Origin of the sequence: Pectobacterium sp. CHL-2024 (genome assembly GCF_044751765.1) — a bacterium.
Lineage (GTDB): Bacteria > Pseudomonadota > Gammaproteobacteria > Enterobacterales > Enterobacteriaceae > Pectobacterium > Pectobacterium brasiliense.
Genome location: NZ_JBIXKO010000009.1, coordinates 38,661 through 63,915 on the forward strand (window position 1 = coordinate 38,661; position 25,255 = coordinate 63,915).

The window sequence follows — 25,255 nt, forward strand, 5'->3', positions numbered from 1 at the left end:
CTTCCTTCCTCAGGAAACCCCTTCACGTTTGCATGGGGTCAATATATTTCAGGGAAAACGATCGTTAAGGAAAACAATGTTAACCATCTCCGCACGCTGCTGGCTATGCTTATTGCCGCTTCATCACAGCCAGCAGGGTATTTGCTCGTACTGCCAGCGCCATTTGCCGCGTTTGCCCCTCTGCTGCCCGCGCTGTGGCTTGCCCTCCGGCGACACAACACATCAGTGCGGGCGCTGCCTGCAAAACCCGCCGCCCTGGCAATCAATCACGTTTATCAGCGACTACGTACCGCCATTCAACACGCTGCTGAAGCATTTTAAGTTTCACGGTAAAACCGAGCTGGCAGCGGTGCTCGCCCGACAGCTGTTGCTACGCTGGCTGATGACCTACCGCGAGCGAAAGCTCTCCGGGCGGGTTCCTCTGTTCCGCCCCGATCGTTTGTTCACCGTTCCCCTGCACCGGAACCGCCAGTGGCGACGTGGCTTCAACCAGACCGAGCTGCTCGCCCGGCCTCTCGCCCGCTGGCTGAACTGTGCTTATGAGCCACGCGCATTGAAGCGCACCCGACGCACGCCGCTACAGCAAACGCTCAGCGCTAGTGCGCGGCGGCGCAATCTGCGGGGTGCATTTTCCTGTGATGTCTCGCTGTCCGGGCAGCAGGTGGTTTTACTGGATGATGTGGTCACGACGGGTAGTACCGCAGCCGAAATCAGCAGGCTGCTGCTGGCTCAAGGTGCAGCGGGCGTTCAGGTCTGGTGTTTGTGCCGAACCTTGTAGTCGGGGGGAGGATGGGCGTATTATAACCGATAAGTGCAGTCAACTATCGAGCTTACTATTATGATCCGTATTACCGATGCTGCTCAGGAGCATTTCCTGAAACTGTTGGCAAAACAGGAAGAAGGCACACAGATTCGCGTCTTTGTTATCAATCCAGGTACGCCAAACGCCGAGTGTGGCGTATCGTATTGCCCGCCGGATGCCGTAGAAGCCAGCGATACCGTACTGAAGTTTGAAAAGATTTCCGCTTACGTGGACGAACTCAGCGCACCTTATCTGGAAGACGCTGAAATCGACTTCGTAACCGACCAGTTAGGTTCTCAGCTTACGCTGAAAGCGCCGAACGCCAAAATGCGTAAAGTGGACGACAACGCCCCGCTGATGGAACGCGTGGAGTATGTGCTGCAATCGCAGATCAACCCACAGCTGGCTGGCCACGGCGGCCGTGTGACGCTGATGGAAATTACCGATGACGGTCTGGCGATTCTGCAATTTGGCGGCGGCTGTAACGGTTGTTCTATGGTTGACGTCACGCTGAAAGAAGGGATTGAGAAAGAGCTGCTGCAAACCTTCCCTGAGCTGAAAGGTGTGAGAGACCTCACCGAACACCAGCGCGGCGAGCACTCTTACTACTAATCTTCTCCCCTGCTGATTGATCTTGGCTTTTCCTCCCCGACTCAGGGGAGGAAAAGTATTTATTCTGTTATTCGGCTTTCTGCGCTTTCATCGGCGCGCCACGCCGCAAATCCATATCCCGAACCAGTCTTTCAAGGCAGCGGTCAGCGAAGATCGACTCCAGCGGACGCGTGAGCTTACGCCGCCAGTTGGGGTATTCACGATTGGTGCCCGGCACATTAACCGGCGTCGCCATGTCCAGCCAGTCTTCCAGTTGGAAACCGACCAGTGCGCTTGCGCTGTCAGCGACATAGCGGTGAACGCCACGGCTTAGCGGTGCGCCCATCGTCGTCAGCGCCGAATTGCGGCCAACCCGCTGTGGCAATAGCCCGAATTCGTGCAACGCGTTGAGCAGCCCCTGCTTCGCTTTCTCACGCTGCTGCATTTGTTCTTGCAGTAGCGCTTCCGTCGGGTACAGACCCAATTCCCGCCCCAGCGATAAATCCACGGTTTGCCAGTAGCCGCGCAGCGTTGGCAGATCGTGCGTGGTGATCGTTGTCATGGCCTGACGCGGGTAATCTTCCGGTGCGCGGAAGTGGTTTTCTTCGTCCTTTTCAAAGAACAGCACCTTGTAAGAATAGATACCGTAGTCGTGCAGCTTGGTGACAATTTCCGGCGGCACCGTACCTAAATCCTCACCGATAATCAGGCAGCGATGACGCTGGCTTTCCAGCGCCAGCACCGCCAGCAGATCGTCGACCGGATAATGCACGTAAGCCCCGTTGCCCGCCGACTCCGCCTTGGGTATCCACCACAGGCGCAAGAGCGCCATCACGTGATCGATACGCAACGCGCCACAGTGCGCCATGTTGCTGCGCAGGACGTCGATAAACGGCTGATAGCCACGAAGTTGCAGCATGGTAGGGTTCATCGGTGCGAGCTGCCAGTCTTGTCCCTGCGGGCCAAGCGGATCCGGCGGTGCGCCGATAGAGGCATCAAGACAATAGAGCTGCCGTTCGTCCCAGGTTTCCGCGCCGCCCTGTGCAACGCCAACGGCTAAATCACGATACAGGCCGAGCGGCAAGCCAAGCTGTTTACTGTGCGCGTAACACTCCGCGAGTTGCTCGTGCGCCACCCATTGCAGCCAGCTGTAAAACGTAATCTCATCGCTGTTTTCACGGCGGAATGACTTCACGGTTTCACTGTGCACGTCATGATAGCTGGCAGGCCATTGGTGCCAGTCCGCGTAATTCTCGCCCTGTTTTTTCAGGTAAGCCTGCAATGCATCAAACGTCGCCTGAAGTTGCAGACTCTGCCCACCGCTCACGACAAACTGGCGAAAGGCGCTAATACGTGGATCCAGCGCACTGCGCGTCGTAAAGTAGCGGAAAGCCAGCCGTAAAGCGGTCAGCTTAAGGGCCGTAACCGGTTCATAATCGACCCAGCGCCCTGCCCGCAGCGCAGACACCGCGCTTTGCGTATCCTCACGGTGCCACCATGCCTGCGCTTCACTGCTCTGCTGGAAATCATCAATCCGATTCACATCGATATAAATAATGTTCAGCCAGTGCCGAGAGGAAGGGCTGTAAGGGCTTGCTGCTTCTGGCAGTGCGGGATACAGCGAATGCAGCGGATTCAGCCCGACAAAGGCACCGCCGCGTCGGGCGATTTGCTCAATCAGTTGGCGAAGATCGCCAAAATCCCCGACGCCCCAGTTGTTCTGCGAGCGCAAGGTATACAGCTGGACGGTCACGCCCCACCAGCGTTTCCCCTGTAGTAAGGATTCGGGTTCATAGCAGCGGTGCGGGGCAACAATAATCCGACAGCTCCAGCGCTGATCGGCCTGCGTCAGCGTCAGGTAGTGGTAACCCAGCGGCAGCACACCCGGCAGCGCCAGCGTTGAGCCGCCCGTTATCTGTCCTTGAATTTGACCGCCGTTTTCATACATCAGCGTCCAGAGGAATTCACCGCGACCAGCAAGCTCGATGACCGCATCCCGGCCTTGCAAAAAGACCCGAACAGGCGGCAAGGGTGCATTATCGCTATCAGAAACGTCCATCATTGTCTGAATCTGGTTTCTGATTGCGACCGCAACAATGTGCTCTTTGCCATACGCATCGGTATAGCTTTCCGCGATGCCTGTCTGCTGGCTTGCCAGTTTATCCACCTTGAACACCCTCTCCTTTTCCTAACGATGCGCCTGCCAAATGCGCGTCTGGTAATCATGAATCGCCCGGTCCGAACTGAACATCCCCATTCTGGCGGTATTCAGCACACAGCGGCGCGTCCATTCATCCGGCTCACGGTAAAGCGCATCAACACGCTGCTGCACCTCACAGTACGGTGCAAAATCGGCCATTAACATATAGGGATCGCCCAGCTTCAGCAGGCTATCCAACAGCGGGGCAAACGCATTTTTATCCCCCTGACTGAACGCACCGCTCGCTAGCTCGTTCAGCACTTCACGCAGCAGCGGTGTCACAGCGAGGTAGTCAGACGGCTCATAGCACTGCGCCTGTAGCGCTTTTACCTGTTCGACGGTGTGACCGAAAATGAACAGATTGTCTGCACCGACCTGCTGCGCCATTTCTACATTCGCCCCGTCCAGCGTGCCGACGGTCAGCGCGCCGTTCAGCGCCAGCTTCATATTGCCCGTGCCGGACGCCTCTTTACCTGCCGTTGAAATCTGTTCAGACACATCTGCGGCAGGAATCATCCGTTCGGCCAGCGAGACGCGATAGTCCGGCGGGAAGACGACCTTCAGGCAATCGTTAACGCGGCGATCCTGATTAATGACCGCAGCGACCCGATTAATGGCATAAATGATGTTTTTTGCTAATACATAGCCCGGTGCCGCTTTGGCACCGAACAAAAAGACGTGCGGCACTATATCCAGATGCGGATTGTCACGCAATTGACGATATAGCGCGAGGATATGCAGCAGATTCAAATGCTGGCGTTTGTATTCATGCAATCGCTTGATTTGCACATCAAACAACGCGTGCGGATCGATCACGATGTCGTACTGCTGGCGGAGGTAGGTCGCCAGCTGCGTTTTATTATCGGCTTTGATTTGTCGATAACGCTCACAAAAGCCAGCATCGTCAGCATAGGGCTCTAGCCCTTGCAGCGCGGGCAGGTCATTCACCCACGGCGTGTGCAGCGTGTCGTCGATGAGCGCGGACAGCGCCGGATTACACTGCTTTAGCCAGCGGCGTGGTGTAATGCCGTTGGTGACGTTATGGAATTTAGTCGGCCACAGCAGGTGATATTCCGGGAACAGATCTTTCACCACCAGTTCCGAGTGCAGCGCCGCCACGCCATTGACCGCGAAGCAGCTGACAACGCACAGGTTTGCCATGCGAATCTGGCGCTGGTGGCGAATCGCGAGTTTCGCCCATATATGCCGATCGCCGGGCCATTGCTGTTCGACCTGCGCCTTAAACTGCGTATCGATTTGCCGAATAATAGACAGGTGGCGCGGAAGCAGGCGGCCAAACAGCCGTTCGTCCCAGCGCTCAAGCGCTTCCGGCATTAGCGTGTGGTTGGTATAGGCAAAAGTACGTCCGGTTATCGACCAGGCTTCATCCCACGGTATCTGATGCTCATCCATCAGCAGCCGCATCAGTTCGGGGATCGCCAACGTCGGGTGAGTATCGTTAAGCTGGATGACTTCATAATCCGGCAGCGTGGACAGCGCGCGCCCAGCATTAAGGTGACGGCGCAGAATGTCGGCCACCGAACAGGCGCAGTGGAAGTATTGCTGCATCAGGCGCAGGCGTTTGCCCGCCGCGTGATTGTCATTCGGATACAGCACGCTGGTCAGGCTGGCGGCGGAAATCCCCGCCTGTGCCGCGCGCAGATAGTGCCCTTCATTGAATAGCGTCAGATCAAACGGCTCGCGATGCGTCGCACGCCACAGACGCAGCGGCTGCGCCGCACCGTTGTGATAGCCAATCACCGGCAGGTCACAGGCTTCACCTCTGAAAACGGTATCCGGCAACCAGCGCAAGGTGCCGTCAGTTTGAGGTTGCAGACGCCCGCCAAACCCGACATCCACCGCCAGCTCCGCGCGCGGTAAAAACCACGGATAGGTATCGCGCTGCCAGTCATCGGCCGTTTCCTGCTGCTTTTCCTGCGCAAAATGCTGCCGGAACAGGCCGTATTGGTAGTTGAGGCCGTAACCCGTTGCAGGCTGCCCCACCGTTGCCATCGAATCCAGAAAGCAGGACGCCAGCCGACCTAAGCCGCCGTTGCCTAAACCCGGATCGGTTTCCTGCTCCAGAATGTCGCTCAGGTTCAGCCCCTGCTCAGCCAGCACGGCAGCTACCGCGTCATACCAGCCCAGATTCAGCAGGTTGTTGCCCGTCAGACGACCGGGCAGAAACTCCATCGACAGGTAGTTCACATGGCGCTGAGGCGTATTGGCAGCAGGAGACGTTGGCGAAGCGGAGTGCATCAGCAGTTGTTCAGACAGTGCAAGGCTGACGGCGCGCCAGCACTGCACTGGCGTCATCGCTTTCAGGGACGTGACGCCACCGAGCCGCTGTTGGCGGCGCAGCGCGGCGGTAAATTCTGAGGCATCAAAGGCGATAGCAGGATGGGCGGAGGAAACGGGCTGCGTTAAAGCCTCTGGCTTTTTTGCAGCCGCTGAACGTGTTGACGATCCGGATACTTTTGCAGAACCCGACTTTCTTGAAGAATCTGACATCGTGCCTCCTCCTTTGTCCATCATGGAAAAGGCACATCGGGTTCAACACAACTCCAACTGTACCTTATGTTGTTCAATGATTTTCAGTACGCTGGGCGGTGGTGACTGATCGGTAAAAAGATAGTCTATCAAATCCATGTTACCCAAATTCACCATCGCATTACGACCAAACTTGGAATGGTCCGTCACCAGCATGACGCAGCGAGAATTTTCAATAATCGCCCGTTTTGTGCGCACTTCATGGTAATCAAACTCCAGTAATGACCCATCCATGTCAATACCACTGATGCCCAAAATACCGAAATCCAGGCGGAACTGAGAGATAAAATCCAGCGTCGCCTCACCCATGATACCGCCATCGCGGGTACGCACTTCGCCACCGGCCAAGATCAGGCGAAAATCCTCTTTTGCCGTCAGCAGCGTGGCTACATTCAGGTTATTGGTGACGACGCGCAGATCCTTGTGCTGCATCAGCGCATAGGCCACCGCTTCGGGCGTGGTACCGATATCGATAAACAAGGTAGCGCCGTCTGGAATTTGGCTCGCCACCCGACGGGCAATGCGCGCCTTTTCATCCGACCACATCATTTTACGGTCATGGTAGGCCGTGTTAACCGAGCTGGACGGCAATGCTGCACCGCCGTGGTGGCGATGGATTTTATTCTGCTCGGCCAGATCGTTCAGATCGCGACGAATGGTCTGCGGGCTCACCGCAAAATGCTCCACTAGCTCTTCAGTACTGACATAGCCCTGCTGGCGCACCAGCTCAATAATGGCGTCATGCCGTTGTGTCTGCTTCACATTTATCCCCTAAGACGCCCCGATTTACCGAGGGTTTGTTTTATTATACGTGTCCCAAAAGGCCATCAATAGCCCGACAACCAGACCAGCCACATGCGCCGCATTCGCGATCGACATGCCTAAAATATCGAAATATCCGGCGACCAGCCACAGTAAAGCGAAGGCCATCAAACTGCGCGGCATGGATAAATAACCGTCAGGCTCTCGTTCCCCTCGCAGCCAGACATAGCCCATCAGGGCATAAACCACGCCAGACAGACCACCAAAATGAGTGCCGCTAAACCAGGACTGCGCCCAGCCGCTCACCAGCGCGGAAACCAGCGTAATGACCAGCAACTTTCCGGTTCCCAGCACTTTTTCAACCGGGCCGCCCAGATACCACCACCACATGAGATTGAACAAAATGTGCAGCAGGGAAAAGTGCAACAAAACATGACTGAACCAGCGCCACACCTCTATCTGTTGTCCCTCAGCCGGGAATGCCAGCCATACCATCACGCTCTCATAGCCCGAGATTTGCATCAGGATGAACACCGCGATCGTCACGACCATCAGGGAGAGCGTCAGCGGGCCTGCTTTTTGCTTCAGCGTTTGCAGGTAAGAGTAGCGTTGGTATTGAATACCGGTATCCATTGATCCCGTTTGCCAACTGGCCGCCAGATAGCGCGGGTTTGTCGGGTCGCGCAGAAAAATCTCCAGCTCACCCTGAACCTTGCCCAGTTGGCTTTCATCCTCCAGCCACAGTTCAGCTTCATGCCCCTGAGGCCGCATTTCCAAATGGACCTGCTGTGTACGCATGTAATCAACAAATGCCTGAGCCAGACGCGGGTTGGAGAGAGCAATAACGCGAATCATCATAGCGGGAAGCGCCAGTGAGTAGGTTGAGTTAGAAACATGATAATAAAGGTTCTTTAATCGTCATGCGATCAGGCTTGCGCCTGCGTGTCTTGCGGGTAGCGGTTTTGCCAGGCCTCAAAGCCACCATCGATGCTGTACACCGAATCAAATCCCAGGCTAATCAGGTACTGTGCAGCGTTGCGGCTGCTGATACCGTGGTAGCAAATCACCATGACCGGTGCTTCGAGGTCAGCGCCGCGCACGAAGTCAGACAGCGTCTCGTTCGTCAGGTGCGTCGCACCGGGGACATGGGCTGCGGCAAAGCTCTGTGGATCGCGAATATCAACAACAACGCCCCCTTCCTGCCAGCGGGAATGGGCTTGCTCAATACTGATAGCTTCAAATTGTTCCATCGAAAGTGACAACCTTGTTAATAATGGACAGGATGTTAATAACAACTGGCGTCATTGTAACCCGCCTTCAACGGCATAAAACCCATATGATTATAAGGTTATTTATAAAAACAGTGCTTCACTAATGTGGAGAGTGACGACAAAACGGCACAATTCCAGCCTAATATCCCTTCTTTTAATGTGACAACTATCATCATATTGTTAGGTTCGTCACGCATAAATGTTTTTATTTGGTTAACCGTTGGCTGATTTGTTTGTTTTCGATTATCATAATGCTCGAAAACGAACATTTTGATTTATTCGAGGGTGGAGGAAGAAACGTGGAAACCAAAGATCTAATCGTTATCGGCGGCGGAATTAACGGTGCAGGCATCGCCGCAGATGCGGCTGGGCGAGGGTTATCAGTCCTGTTGTTGGAAGCGCAGGATCTTGCCTGTGCCACGTCCTCCGCCAGTTCCAAGCTGATTCACGGTGGCCTGCGTTACCTTGAGCACTATGAGTTTCGTTTGGTGAGCGAAGCACTGTCTGAGCGTGAAACGCTGCTGAAAATGGCCCCGCACATTATTTTCCCTATGCGCTTTCGTTTGCCCCACCAGCCGCACCTGCGTCCGGCCTGGATGATTCGTATCGGCCTGTTCATGTACGACAACATCGGCAAACGCGTCAGCCTGCCTGCCAGTAAGGGACTGAAATTCGGCGCAGATTCTGTGCTTAAGCCTGAATTGAAGCAGGGCTTTGAATATTCTGACTGCTGGGTGGACGATGCGCGTCTGGTGGTGTTAAACGCGCAGGAAGTGACAAAACGCGGCGGAGAAGTCCGTACCCGCACCAAAGTAACCCGCGCTCGCCGTGAACAAGGTGTATGGATTGTGGATGCGGTTGATTCACTGACCGGTGAAACCTTCACCTGGCGCGCCAAAGGTCTGGTGAACGCGACGGGCCCGTGGGTGAAAGAATTCTTTGATGACGGCCTGCAGCTGAAATCGCCTTATGGCATCCGTTTGATCAAAGGCAGCCACATCGTGGTGCCAAAAGTTCATAACCAACCGCAGGCGTATATTCTGCAAAACAAAGATCACCGTATTGTGTTCGTGATCCCGTGGCAGGATGACTACTCAATCATCGGCACGACCGACGTGGAGTACAAAGGCAATCCGCACGATGTGAAGATCGATGACAACGAAGTCGCCTACCTGCTGGACGTGTATAACGACCATTTCAAACAGCAGCTTACGCGTGACGATATCGTATGGACTTACTCTGGCGTGCGTCCGCTGTGTGATGACGAATCCGATTCTCCGCAGGCGATTACCCGTGACTACACGCTGTCAGTCGATGATGATAACGGTCAGGCTCCACTGCTTTCCGTTTTCGGCGGCAAGCTGACGACATACCGTAAGCTGGCAGAGCACGCGCTGGACAAACTGCACAAATACTACCCGCAAGCAGGTAAGGCCTGGACGAAAGGTGCGGTACTGCCGGGTGGTGATATCGCCGGCACGCGTGATGACTACGCCGCTGCGCTGCGTCGCCGCTTCAATCTGCCTGAATCACTGACGCGCCGTTACAGCCGTACCTACGGTTCAAACAGCGAACTGATTCTGGCAAACGTGAAAGGCCTCAGCGACCTGGGTGAAGATTTCGGTCACGACCTGTATGAAGCAGAACTGCGCTATCTGGTCGAAAAAGAATGGGCCGTTATGCTTGATGACGTCATCTGGCGCCGCACCAAACTGGGCATGCGCTTCGATGATGCACAGAAACAACGCATCAGCGACTGGCTGGCAAACCATTACCAGCAGATAGCAAAAGCGGGTTAATTGCTCCAGACTCTACTTCTCGATCAGGCATCCTGATCGAGAAGCCTTCCTACTATAAAGAGCAGACACCAAACATCCGCAACATACCCTTATCGTACCCTGCTCTTAGGTAATGATGATGGAATCTTTTTGATTTGCTATCTAATTTATTCTTAATGATATTATTTCAATATTAATCAATGGGCTTGCTCAGTTTTAGTCCTTTTTTTGTGCTATTGACTCTAAAAAAATCTTGTTATCCTTTACGTGTACTTTCTTAAAAGGAATAGCGTCAAGGATGCCACATGGAACGTTTTCATTACGCTTCACACCGCTTCAACCCTGCAACCTTCTTGTCTCCCACGACGTGAACACACCGACTCTCTGCTCGACTTAAATGTTTGCGCTTTTCACCCACGCTGCGTTTTTAGCCAACACGGCATCTTATTAACGTAACGCTTTATCAACATGAATGATGGTGTGAGCAGACTCAGACCACAGCGCAGGTTTTTATTTTAATCAGGATAGCGACGTGCCGCTCCGGGAAAACCCGAGGCGTGCGGTAGCCATGGCAACGGCGAAGGAATAAGGAGAAAGAAAACAGTGAGTGAGATAACGCGCTGGGCAATAGTGGATACTGCGGTTGAGCCCGAATTATTTTCGATGCTGGAACAATTAGACCCACCCCATGCCAGTTTATACGCAGAGCCAGTACCGGAAGATATTGGGCGATTGGCACCGCACTTGGTGCAGGTAGATGACAAGGTCTTTCACTGGCTGAGCCGAAGGAAAACACCTTGGGGTATCTTGTTGGAAACAACGTCTGAAATGAAAATATTGCGGCAACACTTGCGTAAATATCTACATGTACAGATCCCCAATGAAGAAAAACCGGTATTTTTCCGTTTTTATGATCCGAGAAATATTTGGTCTTTTTGCGATGTGATGACGGAGTGGGAACTGTTCTGCTTCATGGGGCCAATTGAAAAAATCATGACCATTTATGATGGATCAGTACGAGAAGAGACGTTTAATTCAGTTCGTGTTCAATTTCCTATCACGGCCAAGAGTAGAATGAAACTTCTAAAATTTAGTCAATCACAAATTGATATTCTAAATACCCACTCAGAAGCTAGATATGTTGATGAGGTTTTTTCTAAAACACTTGTTAAATACAAAGAAAAAATACACCATATTTCTCACAACAGTAACCAAAGTGATCCTGAACAGGATTTTTATTTCTATAAAGACTCTCAGGAAAACTCGACAACTTTCTCAGTAAAACATATTGTCAGTGAGTGTTATTATTTTTGTAAAGAGCATAACATTAATGATGACCGCTCAATTCGTGAGTTAATTCATTTGTTAATAGAAAAGGATTATTATTCATTAGAACAAGCCCCTGAGTTTTGGAGGGATTATTTGCTCCGTGAAGATCTACCTGGTCACTATCGTGTTAGTAATTTATTCAAAGATGTTCTAGGTGAATATTCTGCCTGAGAGGGATAGGCATGACTGGAACATCATACTTACCCACGGTTGAGTGCTCGTATAAAGTGTGGTAATTTTGGCGAAAGGACTTGTATCTTTCATTCTATCATATAGGGATATGTAATGAATAAATCATCTACTATTGGCATCTTTTTAATACCCACATTTATTTGGTTATCGCTATCATTTGTATATGCTTTTTTCTGTGGTGATAGGGATGTTGATACGTATTTTTTTAATAGCTGGGATTTTGCAGCATGGATTATCTTCTCCAGCTACCTAATAATTTGTGGGATTGTTTCTATTTTTTTACGTTTAACAATGAAGAAGCATTTCATCGTTACGATGGCGATTCTTATTTCTTTATTTATCATAATAGTCACAGATTTTGATTACATAAACTCATTTTTATTTTTTACTATTATGTTCACCATTCCAATTTTTGGCTCATTTACCTTGCGGTATCTACATAAAAAATCGGCTCACCATGAATAGAGTGAAAATCAGGACAACAAAAATTAATACTGATTATTAGAAAACCTTGAAGTAATTATTTCACATCGAACTCAATTAATTAGATTTCTCATCTGTAACTTGTAGACATGGAGTCGTTAAAAAATGAAAATAATATTATTATTTATAGGTGTTTTACTCGGTACGGGAGGAGCATGGCTATACCAGTGGATGAAGCCATCTTCTGACGATCCCTATTTCTTTCTAAACCCCAAACCAAATTATATTGGAGATAAGACTTACTCAATAGAAAAAGATATAAATTTATTTAAAAAAGGTGAGGCTTTCGATTTCATCTTTTGGGATACCCCTCAGCAAAAACCAAAGCTTTTATATTTATTTCCATTATCATCACCATCGCCGCACATATTATTAAAAGTAAAGAATGAAGATTTTACAAATGGAAGCAATAGTATTATTGATACATTTAAAGAAAATATAAACCCGATAATTAACTTTGAACTATATAAAATAAAAAATGATCTTACTGAAGAGTTAATTGAAAGGAAAATAATGAGAAATTTCGAGTTTTATACAATAGATAATGGGAATTTATTTTTTTATATAACGGATCAAATCAAACAATATGGACAGTATCGGATCCACATTGACGTACTAAATGACGATGGGAAATTGAAAGGAGATTATTTAACTTACTCTATTTATATAGAGCAAAAATTTGTAAAATAAAAAGGATTTTATATGACGCCAGAAAATAAAACTGAAGAGCTGCTTGAATATATTTCAAAGAAAGATGATCTCACTGTAGAACAAAAAAAACAAGAGATTGAAAAGTTTGCATACCCTGATAAAAGTGCTAATTATAATGCAGGTCAAGCTTGCGCTACATGCCCGCTATCCCATGCCAGAAAAGAATTTGTAGACGAGATTATTAATTCTTTAGAGCCTAGATATACGGTAACTATATATACAGCTTACCCTGGAACACCACTAAACGATGACTATGGAAATCCAGAACTTGATAAAAATACTGAGGAAAGAATAGTTTCGACAGCTGGTCATATGTAGTTTAAAATATCAATAATCTCTGATAGCAATCCCGAACAAGATTCTTATGGGTTTGCTCCCATAAAATCAGGTATGATAGGAAATGGATTTGTTACTAAAAAGGATAATATTCACTACGAAAACCCTTATTACAGTAGAGAAATAGAAGTAAAAGAATACCAATACGATAAATTAAAAGAGTTTGGGGACTCCGCAGTTAACAAATCTAATAAATATTTTGATCTTTACTATAACGGAGCAACAAATAGCTGTATTGACTTCACATGGCAAGCACTGCGCCATGCAGGGTTAATACCAACAAGTACATGGAATGATTTTAGTCGTTATAATCAAAAAAAGAAAAAAGCAGGTAAATTTGATGGTGATCTTAAAGTCATTAATAACATCCCACATGTAAAATCTATTCCTGCTCCATTTCCTGATAGCGATTTAAACTCGGAGAAATATAACGAAATACCCGATAGAACAAGACTTCAAAAGTTTTTTTCTCAAAATGATAGCGTTCAAAATGATGAAAATATAGGAATAGCAACCAGGCAACATGATGGCGCGATAAACAATGTTTGATAGCGACACAGCCCTCCCCCAACCTTAGTAAACAGGCGTTCATTGAACGCCTGTTGTCTTTTTAAAAATTAACCCTCAATGGAGGGGTCTTCTCTCATCACAACCGTATCGGTTTAATATTCCAGATATCTTCTGCGTATTCGCCGATGGTGCGGTCGGACGAGAAATAGCCCATGTTGGCAATATTCTGGACGGCACAGCGCGCCCATTCGTCCTTTTTCGCATACAGCTCATCCACCCGATCCTGCGTATCCACATAGCTGCGATAATCTGCCAGTAGCTGGTAGTAATCGCCAAAATTCACCAGTGAATCAAACAGATCGCTGTAACGTCGGCTATCATCAGGGCTGAAAACGCCCGTGGTGATTTGCGTCAGCACGCGGTGCAGCTCTTCGTCCTGATCGTAATATTGCCGTGGGTTGTAGCCGTTCTGACGCAACGCTTCGACCTGATCGGCCGTGTTGCCGAAGATGAACATATTCTCTTCGCCAATGTGTTCCAGCATTTCGACATTCGCCCCATCCAGCGTGCCAATCGTCAGCGCACCGTTCAGGGCAAACTTCATATTACTGGTCCCGGAGGCTTCCGTCCCCGCCAGCGAGATCTGTTCAGAGAGATCCGCCGCTGGGATGATCATCTGTGCCAGACTCACGCTGTAGTTCGGGATGAAGACCACTTTCAGTCGATCGTGCAGGGTCGGATCGTTGTTGATCACCTTCGCGACATCGTTGATCAAATTAATAATGTGCTTCGCCATGTAATAGGCCGATGCGGCTTTGCCCGCAAAAATGACGACACGCGGCACACGCTCGACCTCAGGATCATCCTTAATGCGGTTATAGAGTGTGATGACGTGCAGCACGTTCAGCAGTTGCCGCTTGTATTCGTGAATACGCTTAATCTGCACATCAAACAGCGATTCCGGGTTAACCACAATATTCAGGTTTTCCGCCATATAGGTCGCTAAACGCACTTTGTTCTTCAGCTTCACCTTGCTGATTTTCTGCACAAACGCCGGATAATCGATGTGCTGTTTCAGTTCGCTCAATTGGCTCAGATCGGTACGCCAGGTCTGCCCAATGGTGTCATCCAGCAGTTTGGAGAGCGACGGGTTAGCCAGCGCCAGCCAGCGCCGCGGCGTCACACCGTTGGTTTTATTGCAGAAGCGGTTAGGGAAGAGACGGGCGAAATCGGCAAACAGAGACTGCACCATCAGATCCGAATGCAGCTCCGATACACCGTTCACCTTATGGCTGGCAACGACAGCCAGCCACGCCATGCGTATTTTACGCCCGTTGTTTTCATCAATGATGGAAACCCGCGCCAACAGTTCATTGTCATCGGGGACTTCTTTCTGGACGTACTCCAGAAAATGTTCGTTAATTTCGAAAATCAATTGCAGATGGCGCGGCAGGATTTTACCCAGCATATCAACCGGCCAGGTTTCCAGCGCTTCCTGCATCAGCGTGTGGTTGGTGTAGGAGAAGACTTTCCTCACCACGGTCCACGCCTCTATCCATTTGAATTTGTGCTCATCGATCAGCAAACGCATCAGCTCAGGGATGGCCAGCACCGGATGCGTATCGTTCAAGTGAATGGCGAACTTCTCCGCCAAATTGTTGTACGTTTTATGCATCATCCAGTGGCGGTTGAGAATGTCCTGCACCGTGGCGGAAACCAGGAAGTATTCCTGACGCAAACGCAGCTCGCGGCCTGAATAGGTGGAATCATCGGGATACAGCACGCGCGACACGTTTTCCGAGTGGTTTTTATCTTCTACCGCCGCAAAATAGTCGCCCTGATTAAATTTACCCAGATTGATTTCGTTACTGGCCTGCGCGCCCCACAGACGCAGTGTATTGGTGGCATCGGTATCAAAACCGGGAATGATTTGGTCGTAGGCGCACGCAATAACTTCTTCCGTTTCCAGCCAGCGCATTTTACTGCCTTCCTGCTGGATTCGGCCGCCGAAGCGCACTTTGTAGCGCGTGCTGTGGCGCGGGAATTCCCACGCATTACCGTATTCCAGCCAGTAGTCCGGCGATTCAGCCTGCCTGCCGTTAACAATATTCTGTTTGAACATACCGTATTCATAGCGAATACCGTAACCGCGCCCCGGCAGCGCCATCGTCGCCAGCGAATCCAGGAAACAGGCAGCCAGACGCCCCAGGCCGCCGTTCCCTAAGCCGGGATCGTTTTCTTCCTGTAGCAGATCGTCCAGTTCCAGCCCCATGCCATCCAGCGCGGCCTTCAGATCGTCATACAGTCCCATCGCCAGCAGCGCGTTCGACAACGTCCGCCCCAGCAAAAATTCCATCGACAGGTAATAGACCTGCCGCACATCCTGCGAAAGCTGTGCCCGATTCGAGCGCAGCCAGCGCTCCACCATCCGGTCACGCACGGCCAGCAGCGTGGCGTTCAGCCAGTCATGTTTATTCGCAATAGAGGGATCTTTCCCCACGCTAAACATGAGCTTGTAAGCAATAGAGTGTTTCAGCGCTTCCACACTGAGCGTTGGTGAAGTATAGATAAACGGCGAGTTCATAATATTCATTCCCAAGTGAGTGTTACCCTACCCTGTCGTTTTCAGATTGCACGAGGATGACGCGCAGCAGGAAAACTAGTGGGTATACAAGCGTTGATAGAGCGCACCATAAGCCTGAGCAGCAACCTGCCAACCAAAATCCATCGCCATCGCCTGACGCTGCACATAGCGCCATAGCGTGGGTCGGGACCACAACACAAACACACGACGAATCGCGCGGGATAACGATCCCACACTGCAATCGTTAAAGACGAACCCACTTGCCAGCCCATCCGCCAGATTCTCCAGCGAACAGTCCGATACCGTATCCGCCAGCCCGCCAGTTCGGCGCACCAGCGGCAACGTGCCATATTTCAGGCCGTAGAGCTGCGTTAACCCGCAAGGCTCAAATCGGCTCGGCACCATGATGACGTCTGCGCCGCCAATAATGCGGTGCGAGAAGGACTCGTGATAGCCAATCTGTACGCCAACCTGGCCGTGATATTCCGCCGCCGCCGCCAGAAAGCCTTCCTGTAAATCCGCATCCCCTGCGCCCAGCACCACCAGTTGTCCGCCCTGTTCCAGCAGGTCCGGCACCACGCTTAGCGCGATATCGAGCCCTTTCTGACTGGTCAGCCGGCTGACGATGGCAAAAACCGGTGCCTTGTCGTCCACCTTCAGGCCCATCGCCGTTTGCAGATGCCGCTTGTTTGCGGCTTTGTCCGCTAAAGCATCTCGGGAGTAATGGCTGGTGAGTAAAGGATCGTGCGCCGGATTCCAAATCGTTTCGTCTACGCCATTGAGGATGCCGGATAGCCGTCCTTCTTCTTCGCGCGCTTTCAGCAAGCCTTCCATGCCGTAGCCATAAGCCGGTAGCGTAATCTCGTGCGCGTAGGTTGGGCTGACGGTCGTAATATGGTCAGCGTAGTACAATCCCGCCTTGAGGTAGGAAATCTGGCCGTAAAACTCCAGCCCGTACACCTGAAAGAACTCGCTCGGCAGATGGAGATTCGGCATATGCCGGGCATCAAACAGCCCCTGATAGGCCAGGTTGTGAACGGTAAAGACCGATTTCGCCGGACGGTTGCGCGCCGCCAGGTAGGCGCAGGTCAGCCCCGCGTGCCAGTCATGGGCATGCACAACATCAGGCAGCCAGTAGCGATCCAGCCCGCATGCCATTTCACATCCCATCCACCCCAGCAGCGCAAACCGCAGGTAGTTGTCGGCATACGCATAAAGCGCCGGGTCGTGATAAGGGCTGCCCGCGCGTTCATACAGCTCAGGCACATCAATCAAATAAATACCGACGCCGTTAAAATGGCCGAACAGCAGCGTGACATGTCCCGCGAAGGTATCCAGCTCACGCACGACCTGTAGGTTGGCGATGCCTTTTTTCAGATCGGGGAAGGCAGGCAGGATGACACGGGCATCCATCCCCGCCGCAATCTGCGCGCCGGGCAACGCACCAGCCACATCCGCCAGTCCACCGGTTTTCAATAGTGGAAATAGCTCCGAACAAACATGTAAGACCCGCATTATTACTCCCGTTTTGTTCCGATGGTGTTTACAGCTTTTCCAACATTGATCGCGTGACCAGCACGATCCCCTCTTCCGAACGGTAAAAACGGCGGCTATCCTCTTCCGCGTTTTCACCAATCACCATGCCTTCCGGCAAGTGGCAGGCGCGATCGATGACACAACGGCGTAAACGGCAGGAGCGCCCCACGTTGACATCCGGCAGGATCACCGTCGAATCGATACTGCAAAACGAATTCACCCGCACGCGCGGGAACAGCACAGAATGCGTGACCACAGAGCCGGAGACGATGCAGCCCCCGGATACCAGCGAGTTCATCGTCATGCCGTGACTGCCGGAACGATCCTGAACAAATTTGGCGGGCGGCAGCGATTCAATCGCAGAACGAATCGGCCAGTGCCGATCGTACACATCCAGTTCCGGCGTGACGGACGCCAAATCGAGATTGGCGCGCCAGTAGGCTTCCAGCGTGCCGACATCCCGCCAATACTGATGTTCATCTTCGCCCGACGTGACGCACGACAGCGTAAAAGGATGCGCCCAGGCCAGACGCTGCGAGACAATCTTCGGAATCAAGTCCTGCCCAAAGTCGTGGGCAGAATCCGTCGCGTTACGATCCGCTTCCAGTAATTGATAAAGATAGTCCGCATTAAAAACATAGATCCCCATGCTCGCGAGCGCCATATCGGGGTTATCCGGCATCGGCGTCGGGTTATCCGGTTTTTCGGCAAAATCGAGGATGCGATGCTGTTTGTCCACGCTCATGACGCCAAAGGCGCTGGCTTCTTCGATCGGTACGGGTAGGCAGGCGACGGTACATTCCGCCCCCTTCTCCACGTGATCGATGAGCATACGTGAGTAGTCCATCTTGTAGATGTGATCGCCCGCGAGGATCACCACATACTCCGCACGATAGCGCCGAATGATGTCGAGATTCTGACACACCGCATCCGCCGTTCCCCGATACCAGTGATCGGTCGAATGACGCTGCTGCGCGGGAAGCAAATCGACAAATTCGTTCATTTCCGCGTTCAGAAATGACCAGCCGCGCTGAATGTGCTGCACCAGCGTATGCGACTGATATTGCGTAATCACGCCAATACGGCGGATGCCAGAATTCAGGCAGTTAGAGAGCGCGAAATCAATAATGCGAAATTTGCCGCCAAAATGGACGGCAGGCTTGGCACGTAATGCCGTCAACCCTTTCAGTCGCGTTCCACGGCCTCCGGCCAAAATTAATGCCACGGATTTCAAAGGGAGCTGTCTTGCCAACATCAGAGGGTCATGCTTGTCGTTATTCACCATGGCTATCTCCTGATTATTCTTTTAATGGCTTGCGCTTAGGCGGTCTGCTTTATCAAGACGCCTACCGCCTGCGCTTGTCCGTGCCAAATTCCACCTTCAGGCGGATTCGTCTCATCAAACGGCGGTGAAACCTGCCAGTGGCCTTCTGGCAACATGAACGCACCGGCATGCAGGCTGGCGTTAAACAACACGAGCCAACGACCGGAAAGTAAAATCTGTAGCTGATGCTCCCCTTGCTCCCATTGCTGCGGCGTCAACGGCTGCCCTTCTCGGTTCAGCCACTTCACCGCGCCATCCCCTTCTTGCCACCACGTTTCCTGCTGTAATGCCGGAATCGTGCGGCGTAACTGGATCAATCCGGCGACAAACTCGCGCAGTGTGCGATCCGCATTTTCCCAGTGCAGCCAGGTCAATTCGTTGTCCTGACAGTAGGCGTTGTTGTTGCCCTGCTGACTGTGTCCCAGTTCATCGCCCGCCAGCAGCATTGGCGTTCCCTGCGACAGAATCAGCGTCGTCAGCAGTGCCTTCTGGCTGGCCAGTCGGCGTTGAAGGATGTCGTCATCCGCTTCCAACCCTTCCGTACCGTGGTTATTGCTGAAATTGCTGCCTGTGCCGTCGCGGTTGCCCTCGCCGTTGGCGTCATTGTGCTTGTGGTTGAAACTCACCAGATCGCGCAGCGTAAAGCCGTCATGGGCCGTCAATTTATTGATGGAGGCGTAAGGCAGGCGGTCGCGCTGCTGGAAGATGTCGCTGGAGGCAGCAAAGCGGCGGGCGAATGCGCCAAGAGAAATGTCACCATGCAGCCAAAAGCGGCGCATGTCGTCACGGTAGCGGTCGCTCCACTCGGCAAACGGTGTCGGGAATTGACCGAGCTGATAACCGCCATGTCCGATGTCCCACGGTTCGGCGATCAGCTTGCAGCCCTGTAAGCGGCTATCATTTTTCATGGCAGACAGCAGCGGCGCGTCGGCGGTAAAGTCCGGGGTTCGTCCCAGCACTGTGGCCAGATCGAAGCGGAAACCGTCAACGTGGCAGACCTCGCGCCAGAAGCGCAGGCAGTCCATCACCCAGTCGATCACCGCCGGGTGATTCAGGCGCAGCACATTGCCGCAGCCAGTCCAGTTATGGTATTCGCCGTTGTCATCCAGCCAGTAGTAGCTACGATTGTCGATGCCGCGCTGACACAGCGTGGGGCCTTCGACGTCCAGCTCGGCGCTGTGGTTAAACACCACATCCAGAATGACCTCGATGCCGGCGTGATGCAGCGCTTTCACCGCATCGCGAAATTCATTCAGCGCGTCATCGCCCGCGGCCAGACTGTTATCGACGGCAAACGGCAGCAGCACGTTATAGCCCCAGTAGTTACGCAGCCCCAGTTGCTGAAGCCGGGGTTCATCGGCATGCTGCTGCACCGGAAGCAGTTCCAGCGCCGTGATGCCCAGCGACGTCAGATAATCAATCATCACCGGATGGCCTAACGCCGCATAGCTACCGCGAATGTCTTCGGGGATATCAGGGTGCAGTTGCGTCAGCCCGCGGACATGCGCCTCATAAATCACCGTCTGATTCCAGGGCGTTTGCGGATGCTGGTCATCCTGCCAGTCGTAATCTTCCGCCGTGACCACGCACTTCGCCATGATGCCAGCGCTATCGCGTTCATCCCGCTGGTCAATCCCGCCTTGCAGGCAAGCGTCATCCACCACCCAGCCATCAAGCTGGCGGGCGCACGGATCCAGCAGCAGTTTATGCGGATTGAAACGCAAACCCTGCGACGGCTCGAACGGCCCATCAACCCGGAAACCGTAGCGTAGCCCCGGCTGTGCATCAGGGAGATAGCCATGCCAGATATCGCCGCTACGCGCGGTCAGTTCGATGCGCTGTTCCTGCTGACGTTCATCAAATATGCACAGCTCGACCCGCTCGGCATCCGCCGAAAACAGCGCGAAATTCACGCCGCTGCCGTCAAAACTGGCTCCCAGCGGCGTCGGCTTGCCTGTCTGCAATTCCGCCATTTACGCCTCCTTCACCAGATACAGCGTGGCAAGCGGCGGAATAGTCAGAACCAGAGAATGCTGGCGCTGGTGGCTAGCGTGCTCCTCGCTGTAAATCGTCCCGACATTGCCCGTATCGCTACCGTTGTAGTGAACCGAATCCGTGTTGAGCACTTCTCGCCAGCCGCCAGACTGGTTGATGCCGATCCGATAGCCATAGCGCGGCACTGGCGTGAAGTTGCTGACCACCAGCACTTCGTTGCCTTGCTCATCACGCCGGACAAAGGCAAAGACCGAGTTTTCCCGGTCATCCACCACCAGCCATTCAAAGCCCTGCGGCTGGAAATCCAACTGATACAGCGGCGGCTGCTGGCGATAGCAGTGGTTGAGATCGCGTACCAGTGTCTGCACGCCGCGGTGCCAGCCTTCCGGTTCATCCAGCAAGTGCCAGTCCAGGCTGGCATCGTGGTTCCACTCACGCCCTTGCGCAAATTCGCCGCCCATAAACAGTAGCTTCTTGCCGGGATACGCCCACATAAAGCCGTAATACGCACGTAAATTGGCAAATTTCTGCCAGACATCGCCGGGCATGCGATCCAGCAGCGAGTGCTTACCGTGCACCACTTCATCGTGAGACAGCGGCAGCACGAAGTTCTCGCTATAGGCGTACAACATGCCGAATGTCAGCAAATCGTGATGGTATTTGCGGTGAACCGGATCGAGCTGCATATAGGTCAGCGTGTCGTGCATCCAGCCCATATTCCACTTGTAGTGAAACCCTAAGCCGTTGCAGTCCGGCGGCAGCGTGACGCCTGGATAATCGGTGGACTCTTCGGCCAGCGTGATCGCCACGGGCGCGGCATGACCCAGCATGTGGTTGGTGTAGCGTAGAAACGCAATCGCTTCGAGGTTCTCTTTACCGCCGTAATGGTTCGGTACCCACTCGCCTTCACTGCGGCTGTAGTCGCGGTAAATCATGGAAGCCACAGCGTCGACCCGCAGGCCGTCGATGCCATAGCGCTCCATCCAGAACAGCGCATTGCCCGCCAGATAGTTACGCACCTCATGGCGACCATAGTTATAAATCAGCGTGTTCCAGTCCTGATGATAGCCTTCGCGCGGATCGGCGTATTCATACAGCGCGGTGCCGTCAAACTGCGCCAAACCGTATTCGTCGCCGGGAAAATGCCCCGGCACCCAGTCCAGCAGGACGTTGATGCCTGCATCATGGAGCGCATCAACAAAGGCTCTGAACTCCGACGCAGTGCCGAAACGACGCGTTGGCGCATACAGCCCCAGCGGCTGATAACCCCAGCTACCATCGAACGGATGTTCGTTAATCGGCATCAGCTCCACGTGCGTGAAGCCCATGTACTGCACATAATCAATCAGCTGATTCGCCAGTTCTTCATAGCTCAGCCAGAAATTGTTATCCGTATGCCGCCGCCAGGAACCAAGGTGAACTTCATAAATGGAGATCGGTGAACGCAGACCGTTCGCCTCACGCCGGGCGTCGCTGGTCGGGACTTTCTCAGGCAGCGGTGTAATCAGCGAGGCGGTATCCGGGCGCATCTGCGCTTCGAACGCATACGGATCGGCCTTCAGCCGGACGTTGCCGTGGCTGTCGATCATTTCATATTTGTAGAGCTGCCCCGCTTTCACATCGGGCAAAAACAGTTCCCAAATACCGTTTTCCTGCCGCAGCCGCATCGGGTGACGTCGGCCATCCCAGAAGTTGAACTGCCCCACTACTGAAACGCGCTGGGCATTCGGTGCCCAGACGGCAAAGCGCGTGCCTTCAACACCGTCCAGCGTTTCCAGATGTGCGCCTAGCCGTTCGTAAGGCCGCAGATGGGTGCCTTCAGCCAAAAGCCAAATGTCCATATCCTGCAACAGCGGGCCAAAACGGTAAGGATCTTCAATGACCCAGGTTTCTTCACCCCAGGTCACGGCCAGTTGATAACGGAAGGCATTTTTCCGGCGCGGCACCAGACCACAAAAAAAACCGCGTTCGTCAACACGATCCAGCTCGACGATTTTTCGTCCATTGCTGGCATCCACAACCCAGACTGCCTGCGCATCCGGCAGCAGTGCCCGAACTTCAAGACCTTTGGAGGAATGATGCATACCTAACAGCGAAAACGGATCGGCATAGTGCCCGGAAATAAGTAAATTAATCGCCTCAGAAAACGCTGACATGGTATCCATCCTCTGATTAACCATTTGAATTAAATAAATAAGTAATATAAAAAGCACATTACGTTGCGCTTATATTCCCCCGTTACTTATTTTTAACAAAAATCCAATAAAAATAACGGGTTATTAGCTTGCTAATGAATAACGGCGACGTGTAAAAATAATGAATACTATGAAAGAGTTCTTGAACCACGCCCCCTAATTCAGCGTAGTCAAAGAACGGAGAAATATCAGAGAACGGATGAAATTTTTCCGTTTATATTTATATGAATAAGTTATGACACGAGATAATTAGCATCTTTTGTTTAAAGATCGATTCGTCCGCTAGCAAAAAGCAGTACAATTTGGCGGTTCGCGTATGATGAGACCCCGCCCATGGTTAGCCAGGTTGATCTGATTCTTTCCCTGTTACAGCAGATGTGTGTTTATCTGGTTATCGCCTATCTGCTCAGTAAAACACCGCTTTTTATCCCGCTGATGCAGGTCACCATCCGCCTGCCGCACAAGCTGGTCTGCTATCTGGTGTTTTCCGTGTTTTGCATTATGGGAACCTATTTCGGCCTGCATATAGACGATTCTATTGCCAATACCCGCGCGACGGGTGCCGTACTCGGCGGCATGCTGGGCGGCCCTTCCGTCGGCTTTCTCGTCGGGTTAACGGGTGGATTACACCGCTATTCGATGGGCGGGATGACCGCGCTGGCCTGTATGCTGTCGACGATTGCCGAAGGCTTGCTCGGTGGGCTGTTACACCGCTATCTGGCACGCCGCAACCGCATCGACCTGCTGTTCCAGCCCCTCGTCGTCGGCCTGACCGCGCTGGTCGCGGAGATACTGCAAATGGCGATTATCCTGCTGGTCGCCCGTCCGTTTGATAATGCGGTTGAACTGGTTCGAGATATCGCTCTACCGATGATGATCACCAACACCATCGGTGCCGCCATGTTCATGCGCATCCTGCTCGACAGACGCGCCATTTTTGAAAAATACACCTCCGCGTTTTCCGCCAAGGCACTGCAAATCGCCGCCCGCGCCGAAGGGGCGCTGCGTCAGGGATTCAACCCGCAAAACAGTATGCGCGTCGCCCGTATTTTGTATGAAGAGCTGGGAGTGGGTGCCGTAGCCATTACCGATCGCGACAAATTGCTGGCCTTCATCGGACTGGGCGACGACCACCACAACGTCGGCGCACCTATCACGTCATCACACACCCGTCGGGCGATAGACAACAATCAAGTGGTGTACGCCGACGGCAACGAGGTGTCTTATACCTGTTCGGTTTCATCACACTGCAAACTCGGTTCCACGCTGGTGATTCCGCTGCGGGGCGAAGATCAGCGCGTTGTCGGCACGATCAAGCTTTATGAGCCCAAGAACAAGCTATTTTCCAGCATTAACCGCACGCTGGGGGAAGGGATCGCCCACCTGCTTTCCGCACAGATTCTGACGGGCCGTTTTGAACAGCAGAAACAGCTGCTGGCCCAGTCGGAAATTAAGCTGCTGCACGCACAGGTCAACCCGCATTTTCTGTTTAACGCGCTCAATACGCTGTCCGCCGTGATAAGACGCAACCCCGATCACGCTCGCCAGCTGGTGCTGTCCCTATCGACGTTTTTCCGTAAAAACCTCAAGCGCAGCAACGATGAAGTGTCGCTCAATGACGAGCTGGAACACGTTAATGCCTATCTCGCAATCGAAAAAGCGCGCTTTGCCGATCACCTGACCGTAGACATTTCGCTACCGGAGACGCTGCGTGAAGCGCGGTTACCCGCGTTTTCCCTGCAACCGATTGTCGAAAATGCGATTAAGCACGGTATCTCTCAGATGATTGAAAACGGGCATATCCACATTAGCGGACGCCTGCACGCCAACACGCTGGAACTGTCAGTGGAAGATAACGCTGGTACTTATCAGCCCCGCAGCGGCGGCGATGGATTAGGCATGAATCTGGTCGACCGTCGCATCAAAGCACGCTACGGCAACCGCTATGGCATCACGGTAGTCAGCGAAGCAGATAAATTCACCCGGGTCGAAGTACGCGTCCCACTGATCTCACCCCGTCAGGCATTGAAACAGTTGGATAGCGTGGCGTGATGAGGAGAGCAAGGCGTTGCGGATTAGGTAGCAGGCTACCGTGACGGCAGAGCA

At 52.5% G+C, this 25,255-nt stretch carries 18 protein-coding genes; 8 read left to right on the forward strand and 10 right to left on the reverse strand.

All coding sequences use genetic code 11. The features are described 5' to 3' along the window. Window positions 1–76: 76 nt before the first annotated feature. Together gntX and nfuA are read left to right on the forward strand one after the other, a co-directional pair. Complete coding sequence (gene gntX, locus ACIPUG_RS14340; RefSeq protein WP_400338891.1) at window positions 77–778, forward strand: DNA utilization protein GntX; 702 nt, start codon at window positions 77–79, stop codon at window positions 776–778. 60 nt (window positions 779–838) lie between these two features. After that, a complete protein-coding gene (gene nfuA, locus ACIPUG_RS14345) occupies window positions 839–1,414 on the forward strand; it encodes a Fe-S biogenesis protein NfuA (RefSeq protein WP_010277845.1) in 576 nt (191 codons plus the stop codon). Window positions 1,415–1,481: 67 nt separating this feature from the next. Here the strand turns inward: nfuA and malQ are convergent, their stop codons facing one another. From malQ to glpE, 5 genes are all read right to left on the reverse strand, one after another. Then, window positions 1,482–3,569, reverse strand: coding sequence for a 4-alpha-glucanotransferase (malQ, locus tag ACIPUG_RS14350; RefSeq protein ID WP_400338894.1), 2,088 nt, complete (start codon window positions 3,567–3,569; stop codon window positions 1,482–1,484). A 12-nt stretch (window positions 3,570–3,581) separates the two neighbouring features. Further along, entirely contained in the window at window positions 3,582–6,104 is a 2,523-nt protein-coding gene (gene malP, locus ACIPUG_RS14355; protein ID WP_400338897.1) for a maltodextrin phosphorylase, read from the reverse strand. Between the two features lie 42 nt (window positions 6,105–6,146). Then, window positions 6,147–6,905: a DeoR/GlpR family transcriptional regulator gene (locus tag ACIPUG_RS14360; RefSeq protein ID WP_010277854.1), complete on the reverse strand. Its 759-nt coding sequence runs from the start codon at window positions 6,903–6,905 to the stop codon at window positions 6,147–6,149. 24 nt (window positions 6,906–6,929) lie between these two features. Then, window positions 6,930–7,763: a rhomboid family intramembrane serine protease GlpG gene (glpG, locus tag ACIPUG_RS14365; RefSeq protein ID WP_039510516.1), complete on the reverse strand. Its 834-nt coding sequence runs from the start codon at window positions 7,761–7,763 to the stop codon at window positions 6,930–6,932. 68 nt (window positions 7,764–7,831) lie between these two features. Continuing rightward, window positions 7,832–8,155, reverse strand: a complete 324-nt coding sequence (gene glpE, locus ACIPUG_RS14370) for a thiosulfate sulfurtransferase GlpE (RefSeq protein ID WP_039508608.1) — start codon at window positions 8,153–8,155, stop codon at window positions 7,832–7,834. A 320-nt stretch (window positions 8,156–8,475) separates the two neighbouring features. Here glpE and glpD point away from each other — a divergent pair, with 320 nt between their 5' ends. From glpD to ACIPUG_RS14395, 5 genes are all read left to right on the forward strand, one after another. Beyond that, window positions 8,476–9,975 carry a glycerol-3-phosphate dehydrogenase gene (gene glpD, locus ACIPUG_RS14375; RefSeq protein WP_010277863.1) on the forward strand — a complete coding sequence of 500 codons (1,500 nt, stop codon included), beginning with the start codon at window positions 8,476–8,478 and terminating at the stop codon, window positions 9,973–9,975. Between the two features lie 582 nt (window positions 9,976–10,557). After that, a complete protein-coding gene (locus ACIPUG_RS14380) occupies window positions 10,558–11,454 on the forward strand; it encodes a DUF4123 domain-containing protein (protein WP_104212920.1) in 897 nt (298 codons plus the stop codon). A 609-nt stretch (window positions 11,455–12,063) separates the two neighbouring features. Beyond that, window positions 12,064–12,648 carry a hypothetical protein gene (locus tag ACIPUG_RS14385; protein WP_336833993.1) on the forward strand — a complete coding sequence of 195 codons (585 nt, stop codon included), beginning with the start codon at window positions 12,064–12,066 and terminating at the stop codon, window positions 12,646–12,648. 12 nt (window positions 12,649–12,660) lie between these two features. Then, complete coding sequence (locus ACIPUG_RS14390) at window positions 12,661–12,987, forward strand: hypothetical protein (protein ID WP_400338901.1); 327 nt, start codon at window positions 12,661–12,663, stop codon at window positions 12,985–12,987. A gap of 72 nt (window positions 12,988–13,059) precedes the next feature. Next, entirely contained in the window at window positions 13,060–13,554 is a 495-nt protein-coding gene (locus ACIPUG_RS14395) for a hypothetical protein (RefSeq protein WP_400338904.1), read from the forward strand. Window positions 13,555–13,651: 97 nt separating this feature from the next. Here the strand turns inward: ACIPUG_RS14395 and glgP are convergent, their stop codons facing one another. The 5 genes from glgP to glgB form a co-directional block, all read right to left on the reverse strand. Beyond that, complete coding sequence (gene glgP / locus ACIPUG_RS14400) at window positions 13,652–16,099, reverse strand: glycogen phosphorylase (RefSeq protein ID WP_014916897.1); 2,448 nt, start codon at window positions 16,097–16,099, stop codon at window positions 13,652–13,654. A gap of 75 nt (window positions 16,100–16,174) precedes the next feature. Further along, window positions 16,175–17,614 carry a glycogen synthase GlgA gene (glgA, locus tag ACIPUG_RS14405; RefSeq protein ID WP_039286184.1) on the reverse strand — a complete coding sequence of 480 codons (1,440 nt, stop codon included), beginning with the start codon at window positions 17,612–17,614 and terminating at the stop codon, window positions 16,175–16,177. Window positions 17,615–17,642: 28 nt separating this feature from the next. Next, window positions 17,643–18,920, reverse strand: coding sequence for a glucose-1-phosphate adenylyltransferase (gene glgC, locus ACIPUG_RS14410; RefSeq protein WP_039498123.1), 1,278 nt, complete (start codon window positions 18,918–18,920; stop codon window positions 17,643–17,645). Window positions 18,921–18,955: 35 nt separating this feature from the next. Beyond that, the gene (gene glgX, locus ACIPUG_RS14415; RefSeq protein WP_400338907.1) at window positions 18,956–20,932 is read right to left on the reverse strand and encodes a glycogen debranching protein GlgX; all 1,977 of its coding nucleotides are present in this window, start codon (window positions 20,930–20,932) and stop codon (window positions 18,956–18,958) included. After that, complete coding sequence (glgB, locus tag ACIPUG_RS14420; protein WP_400338910.1) at window positions 20,933–23,110, reverse strand: 1,4-alpha-glucan branching enzyme; 2,178 nt, start codon at window positions 23,108–23,110, stop codon at window positions 20,933–20,935. A 372-nt stretch (window positions 23,111–23,482) separates the two neighbouring features. Here glgB and ACIPUG_RS14425 point away from each other — a divergent pair, with 372 nt between their 5' ends. Next, window positions 23,483–25,201, forward strand: coding sequence for a sensor histidine kinase (locus ACIPUG_RS14425; RefSeq protein WP_094370434.1), 1,719 nt, complete (start codon window positions 23,483–23,485; stop codon window positions 25,199–25,201). Window positions 25,202–25,255 lie beyond the last annotated feature (54 nt).